The organism is Candidatus Pantoea edessiphila (assembly GCF_002933335.1).
Classification (GTDB): Bacteria; Pseudomonadota; Gammaproteobacteria; order Enterobacterales; family Enterobacteriaceae; genus Pantoea_C.
Genome location: NZ_PDKS01000001.1, coordinates 367,233 through 374,319, shown reverse-complemented (window position 1 = coordinate 374,319; position 7,087 = coordinate 367,233). Strand labels below are relative to the sequence as shown.

The 7,087-nt window shown below is 27.8% G+C and carries 6 protein-coding genes; 1 reads left to right on the top strand and 5 read right to left on the bottom strand.

What is annotated here, in order from left to right:
* Nucleotides 1-281: 281 nt before the first annotated feature.
* The 5 genes from murI to argC all read right to left on the bottom strand — a co-directional run bounded on the left by murI (nt 282) and on the right by argC (nt 5,821).
* Nucleotides 282-1,115 carry a glutamate racemase gene (gene murI, locus CRV11_RS01675; RefSeq protein ID WP_158674483.1) on the bottom strand — a complete coding sequence of 278 codons (834 nt, stop codon included), beginning with the start codon at nt 1,113-1,115 and terminating at the stop codon, nt 282-284.
* Between the two features lie 219 nt (nt 1,116-1,334).
* On the bottom strand, nt 1,335-2,735 hold the full coding sequence (gene argH / locus CRV11_RS01670; protein WP_136131593.1) for an argininosuccinate lyase: 1,401 nt from the start codon (nt 2,733-2,735) through the stop codon (nt 1,335-1,337).
* Nucleotides 2,736-2,776: 41 nt separating this feature from the next.
* Nucleotides 2,777-3,997: an argininosuccinate synthase gene (locus CRV11_RS01665; RefSeq protein ID WP_136131592.1), complete on the bottom strand. Its 1,221-nt coding sequence runs from the start codon at nt 3,995-3,997 to the stop codon at nt 2,777-2,779.
* Between the two features lie 27 nt (nt 3,998-4,024).
* Nucleotides 4,025-4,804: an acetylglutamate kinase gene (gene argB / locus CRV11_RS01660; protein WP_136131591.1), complete on the bottom strand. Its 780-nt coding sequence runs from the start codon at nt 4,802-4,804 to the stop codon at nt 4,025-4,027.
* Nucleotides 4,805-4,816: 12 nt separating this feature from the next.
* The gene (gene argC, locus CRV11_RS01655; protein WP_136131590.1) at nt 4,817-5,821 is read right to left on the bottom strand and encodes an N-acetyl-gamma-glutamyl-phosphate reductase; all 1,005 of its coding nucleotides are present in this window, start codon (nt 5,819-5,821) and stop codon (nt 4,817-4,819) included.
* 104 nt (nt 5,822-5,925) lie between these two features.
* Between argC and argE the strand changes: the two genes are divergently transcribed.
* A complete protein-coding gene (gene argE / locus CRV11_RS01650; protein ID WP_136131589.1) occupies nt 5,926-7,071 on the top strand; it encodes an acetylornithine deacetylase in 1,146 nt (381 codons plus the stop codon).
* The last annotated feature ends 16 nt before the right edge of the window (nt 7,072-7,087 follow it).

Genomic DNA, 7,087 nt, shown 5'->3' with positions numbered 1-7,087 from the left:
TATTTCTACAGATTAAATCACGTAATAAACTCACGTATCTATTCAATAGATATTTATAACATACATTTAAAATGTTAATGCTAAATCTATGAATACCTACACAGATTGTCTGATAAATTGTTAAAGAGCTTTGCTATGTTAGCTTATTTAAAGTTATTAGTCAATCTTTAATGAAAGATTTAATTGTTAACTTAAATGCTTTCCTAAAAACAATATCTTTAATTGATTTCATTAATTAATGATATATTATTAATATTATAATAAATTTTATTTTAATTTAATTAATTTATTTTTAATTTAATTATTTTTAGGATAGGGAAACCGTATTGTTTTAAAATTAAAGATAATTGCATTGATGTATTATTTATCGAAGTACAAAATGCTATATTGTTTTCTAAGAATCCTATTTTAACTTGTGTATTTCTTAATAAATAATTGACACGACAAGCAATAGCTAAACTAGAATCAATTAAAAATGTATTTGTAGGCAATATCTGTTTTAATTCTTCACGTAATAATACAAAATGAGTACAACCCAAAATAATAGTATCAGGTATTTTTGATTTCTTTAACCACGGTTGTAATACGTTATGTATTTTGTTTAGACAAATTTTTTTTCCCAAAAACTTTGATTCTGCTATATATACTAATTCACTAGCTGTCATGGTTAGAATTTTGTGATTTTCACCGAATGTAAGTATTAATTGACGTATATATTTGCTGGAAATAGTATTATATGTAGCTAATAATCCTATTATTCCGTTTTTTGTGATTTTAACTGAAGGTTTTATAGCCGGAACTATACCTACAATAGGAAAACTATAATATTTACGTAATTCAACAAGTGCAATAATGCTTGCTGTATTACAGGCTATAACAGCTAAAGATACTAAATATTTGCTGGAAATTTTTTTTATTATATTAATAATGCGTTTAATAATAAATAGTTTGGTTTTATTTCCATAAGGAAAACCTGCATTGTCAAAAACATAAATATAATAAAGATCAGGAATTTGTTTTTTGATTTCATTATACACTGAAATTCCGCCTATACCAGAGTCGAAAATAAGTATTATAGGTCTTAAATTATCTTTAATTACTGATGAGTTAATCATATTTGTATTATGTATATAAATCATATATATGTATTTAAATATATTTATGCATATTCTATGCTAAATTAATATATAGTATATTAATACAATATTAAAATGTATTCTGTTGAACTGATTTATTTAATGATAATCAATTATATTTTCTACTATTATTATTAGATATCTTGACGTCTAATAATAATTATATTTTAAAGTAAAAATCAATATTAAGAATTTTATTTAAAAATTTTTTAATTCCTTAAAAGATTTAGATAAATTTTTTTTTGCAGATTTAATAGCATGCATAACTTGCAAAAAAGAAACTCCTCCTTGTGAATTCCGTTTGTTAATACAAGATTGTAAATCTAAAATAGAATATACATCTTCTGTGATAAAGGAGCAAAAATTTTTTAATTGATTTAAATCTAAATCTTCTAGAGTAGATTTTTGATTAATTGCCTCTAATATTATTTTACCAACAATACAATGCGCTGTACGAAATGGTATCCCCTTAGATACTAAATAATCTGCTAATTCAGTTGCGTTGCAGTAGCTTTGTTTTAAAGCATCTCTACAACGAATTTTATTTACTGTTAATTTTTTTAAGACTAGAGATGATATTGTTATACACTCATTCCAAGTATCAACGGTATGAAACAACCATTCCTTATCTTCTTGCATATCTTTATTATAAGACAAAGGTAAACCTTTTAATGTCATCATCATTCCAGCTAAAGCACCTTGTACTCGACCACATTTACCGCGAATAAGTTCTAGAGCATCTGGATTTTTTTTCTGCGGCATCAAAGAGGAACCAGATGTTACTTCATCTGATAATTCTATAAATCCTACTTCATGACTGTTAAAAAAAATCATATCTTCAGCGAATCTAGATAAATGTATCATGCTAATTGCTGCATTAGATATAAATTCTATAACATAATCACGGTCAGATACAGTATCTAGACTATTATTAGTAATAGATTTAAATCCTAACCAATTAGCTAATTGATACCTATCAATATTATATGTGGTTCCTGCTAAAGATCCACAACCTAATGGACTATAATCTAAGCGTTTTAGAGTGTCTTTTAGACGATTTTCATCACGTATGAACATTTCTAAATAAGCTAAACACCAATACGCGAAAGTTATTGGTTGCGCATGTTGTAAATGTGTATAACCTGGCATTATAACATCTTGGTTGCGCTCAGCCGTTAATATTAGTATCTTTTTTAATTCAAAGATATTTTGTAATAATTGTTTAATATTAACTTTGCACCATAATCTTAAGGTTGTTGTTACTTGATCATTCCTGCTACGTCCAGTATGTAATTTTTTACCTAATTCACCTAATTTTAAAATTAATTCATTTTCAACCCAACTATGAATATCCTCTGCTTGACTAGATAAAATCTCTTTAGGATTGATTCTAACTTTATCTAATAAAATATTCAATTCCTGCTCTAATTGTTTTTGTTCTTTTGAATTTAAAATATTTACTGTCATTAATGCTTTAGACCATGCAATAGAACTGATAATATCTTGTTCCGCTAGTCTATAATCAAACTTTAATGAATCATTAAAGTTTTTAAACATTTGATTTGTCGACTCTTTAAACCTTCCACCCCAAAGTGACATATGTATCCTTATTTAAGTTTTATTAAAAAAAACAAAATACATTATGGTTTGTTTTGTTTTTTTAGCGCTCTAATTCTAGAAGAAAGGGAAAACAATTTAATAAAACCATCTGCGTCTTTATGGTTGTATACGTTGTCTTTTGAAAAGGTAGAATAATCTTTAGAATATAAACTATTAATAGATTTTTTTTCTATAGCAATTGCATTCCCTTTATAAATTTGTATAGTTATTTCACCTGTTAATTCTTCTGTTAAAACTTTAGCAGCATATTGTATAGATTTACGCAAAGGAGTGAACCATCGACCTTCATAAACTACATATGACATCTCATGACCCAGCTGTTGTCTCCATTTAAAACTCTCACGATCTAAAACTAATTGCTCTAGCGCCCTTAATGCATTAAATATTATAGTTCCCCCTGGTGTTTCATAACATCCTCTTGATTTAATTCCTATTAGGCGGTTTTCTATCATATCTACTCGTCCTATGCTATGTTTAGCACCAATTATGTTCAGTTTGTTTAAACATTGTAAAGGAGTTAATCTTTCATTATTTATAGCAATTACTTCTCCTTTTTCAATATTGATTACTAATTTTTCAGGTTGATCTGGAGCATCTATTGGGTCACTAGTCCAAATCCAACAATCTTTTTCTGCTAATTGTGATGGATCTTCTAATATTCCACCTTCTGTTGAAGCATGCCATGCATTTTCATCACGACTATATATTTTTCTTATAGATACATCAGTAGGAATATTTTTATCTTTTAAGTATTGTAAAATAGATTCTCGAGAGCTTAAATGCCATTCTCGCCAAGGAGCAATTACTTGTAAATGCGGTGCTAATGTAGCATAAGCAGTTTCGAAACGAACTTGATCGTTACCTTTACCTGTTGCACCATGACATAAAGTATCTGCATTTGTTTTAATAGCTAAATCAACTTGTGCTTTAGCTATAATAGGTCTTGCCATACAAGTACCCATAAGATAAAAACCCTCATATGTTGCACCTGTTTGTAAAACTGGATAAATATAATTTCTAACGAATTCTTCTTTTAAGTCAATAATATAGCATGATGAAGCACCAGATAGCTTTGCTTTTTTCTCTATATTTAATAACGACTTACTAGGTTGTCCAATATCAGCTACAAAAGCAATTACTTCACAAGATTTATAATTTTCTTTTAACCACGGTATAATAGCAGATGTATCAAGTCCGCCAGAGTAAGCCAAGACTATTTTTTGTACGTTTTTTGATTTCATTTATATGATCCTTTTGTTAAAACAATACTAATTGTGTACTCTGGTACCAATGGAATATCCATTAAACAAAGCATTTAACTGATCAATATATTCCCAACTAGCTATATTTACCGGTCGATTTAAAATAAAAGCAACTTTTAATGCAGCTCGTACTTTAATGACCATACCATGTTGAATGACATTGTTAGATATCAACCTTTCTGCTTCATGTTTTTTAATTTCTTTAATAAAATTACCTTTGTTATCTTTAATACCATTTACGTCAGATAACAATACTAAATTAGCATCTGTAGTTAAAGCTAAAGCTGCTGCAGCTTCATCAGCATTAATATTTAATAAATTTCCGTTGTCGTCAATACCTATAGAGCTAATTATTGGTATATATTGACTATCAAACAAAATGTTCAATAAAGATGAATTTCCAGGAAATACATGACCAACATTTCCTAATTTTTTATCTATCTGTAATGAATTCACTATATTGCCATCACTCAGACATAAACCTATTGCATTAATTTTATGTTTTTTTGCCCAAGCAAGTAATTTTTTGTTAGCAATACCTGCTAATGCTCCAACAACTATATCAATTTGATCATGAGGAGTAATACGCAATCCGTTTTTTTTTATTATACTTAGTGATAATTTCTTCATTAAATCATCCACTATATAACCTCCACCATGTACAATCATTATGAATCTATTGTTGTAGATATTGAGATAATTTGCTAAAGTTGTAAATAGATTATTTAATGCTGCTTCTTTTTTTAAAATATTGCCACCTAATTTAATCACTAATGGTTTTATCATAATAATTTATTTCTATAAGATTGATAGTGTTTCAGGAAAATCAAAATGAATATTCATACACTGTACTGCTTGAGACGCTGCTCCTTTAAGTAAATTATCTTCAGCTGCTATAACAATAAGATGTTCGTTTTTTAATGCAAAACCAATATCACAATAAGGTAAACCGACCACATATTTTAAAGAAGGAAAACCTTTTTTATATAAACGAATTAATGGTTTATCACAATAAGTATCATTAAATACACTACTAATAGTTTCGGAATCAATTCCAGTTTTTATTAAACAAACAATAGTTGCTAAAATTCCACGGGAAAAACTTCCAATATGAGGAATGAAAATCACTTCGATACCTAAATGTTCAACGATCTCTAAATGATGACGATGATTAAAAACTCCATAAGGTTCTAAACTAATTTCACAAAAATGGGATTGTATACTTGCTTTGCGTCCAGTACCACTGACGCCGCTAACAGCATTAATTACCGGGTATTGAGTTCTGTCTATTAAATTAGCATCTAATAATGGTTTTAAAGCTAACTGTGAAACAGTAGGATAACATCCTGGAACTGCAATTAATTGTGCTTTTTTAATCTCTTTTACTTGAAATTCTGCTAAACCATATACTGCTTTATTTAACCACTCTTCATTTTTGTGTTGAAATCCATAAAAATTTTTGTAAAAATTTTTATTTTTAACACGAAATGCTCCTGAAAGATCAAATACAATACAGCCATTTTTAAGTAATTTTGGTGCTAATTCATGACTGATATCGTGAGAGGTGGCTAAAAAAACCACGTCTATTTTATTTTTGTTAATTAGTAAATTTTTGATATCTTGTAATGGCAAATCTATTATATTTTTCGTTCTTGGATGAACTTCAGATAAAGATTTTCCTATATTTGGACTTTTTTCTGAAACTACTAAGCCAACTATATTTATGTAGGGATGGCGACTTAAAATAAGTACTAATTCTACACCAGTGTATCCACTAGCACCAATTATTAATGTATTTAACATAAGAATTAATCACTATTAAGGTTAATATATTAATAAACAACATATTATTTATATTAATAAACAACATATTATTTATGAATTTAATTAATACAAGGAATATAAAAATGAAAAACAAACTACCGTCTTTCATTGAATGTTATAGAAAATTAATTTCTATCCCATCTGTTAGTTCCACTGATAGATCTTTAGATTGTAGCAACAAAATTTTAATTAACGTACTAGCCAACTGGTTTGATGATCTAGGTTTAAAAGTAGAATTAAATTCTATTCCTAATACAAACAACAAATTTAATCTATTAGCAAAAACTAGAGATAAGTTAGGTGGTTTAATGCTAACAGGCCATACTGATACTGTACCTTTCGACCCAATCTTTTGGAAATATGATCCTTTTACTTTAACTGAATTTAATAATAAACTTTATGGTTTAGGTACAGTAGATATGAAAGGTTTTTTTGCATTTGTTGTAGATGTATTATGTGATATTAACATAAAAAAATTACAAAAACCTCTATATATTTTGGCTACTGCTGATGAAGAAACAACTATGATCGGAGCCAATATCTTTTCAAGATCAACAAAGTTGCGTCCAGATTTTGCTATAATAGGTGAACCTACATCTCTTAAACCAGTTTGTGAACATAGAGGATACATTTCAAGTATAATCCGTGTTAGCGGTAAATCTGGCCATTCTAGTATCTTCTATAGTGATATAAATACTATTGAATTAATGCAAAAAGTAATATTCAACTTAATAAAATTAAGAGATTTTTTTAAAAAAAATAAATATAATAAATTTACAAAACCTCATTTAATTGTTAATTTTGGTTGTATTAAAGGAGGAGATGTAGCAAATCGCGTATGTTCTTATTGTGAATTACACTTAGATATTCGTTTCATCCCTAGCATAACGATAAATGATGTTAATGAGCTCGTGAACAAGGTATTAAAACCGATTACAATTAAATGGGGCAATAGAATAACTATAGAAACATTATATCCCCCTATTCCTGCGTACAAGTGTTCTACTGATAATATTTTTATTAAAAAAATCCAGAAATTACTAAATAAAAATTTAGAAGTAGTTAATTATTGTACAGAAGCTCCATTTATACAGCAATTGTGCCCAACTGTGGTCTTTGGCCCTGGATCAATTAAGCAAGCTCATCAACCAAATGAATTTATGCATATGTCATATATTAAACCTACCTATAATAGTATTCATCGCATAATAAATCATTTTTGCAATTAAAAAAACTATTTTAGTT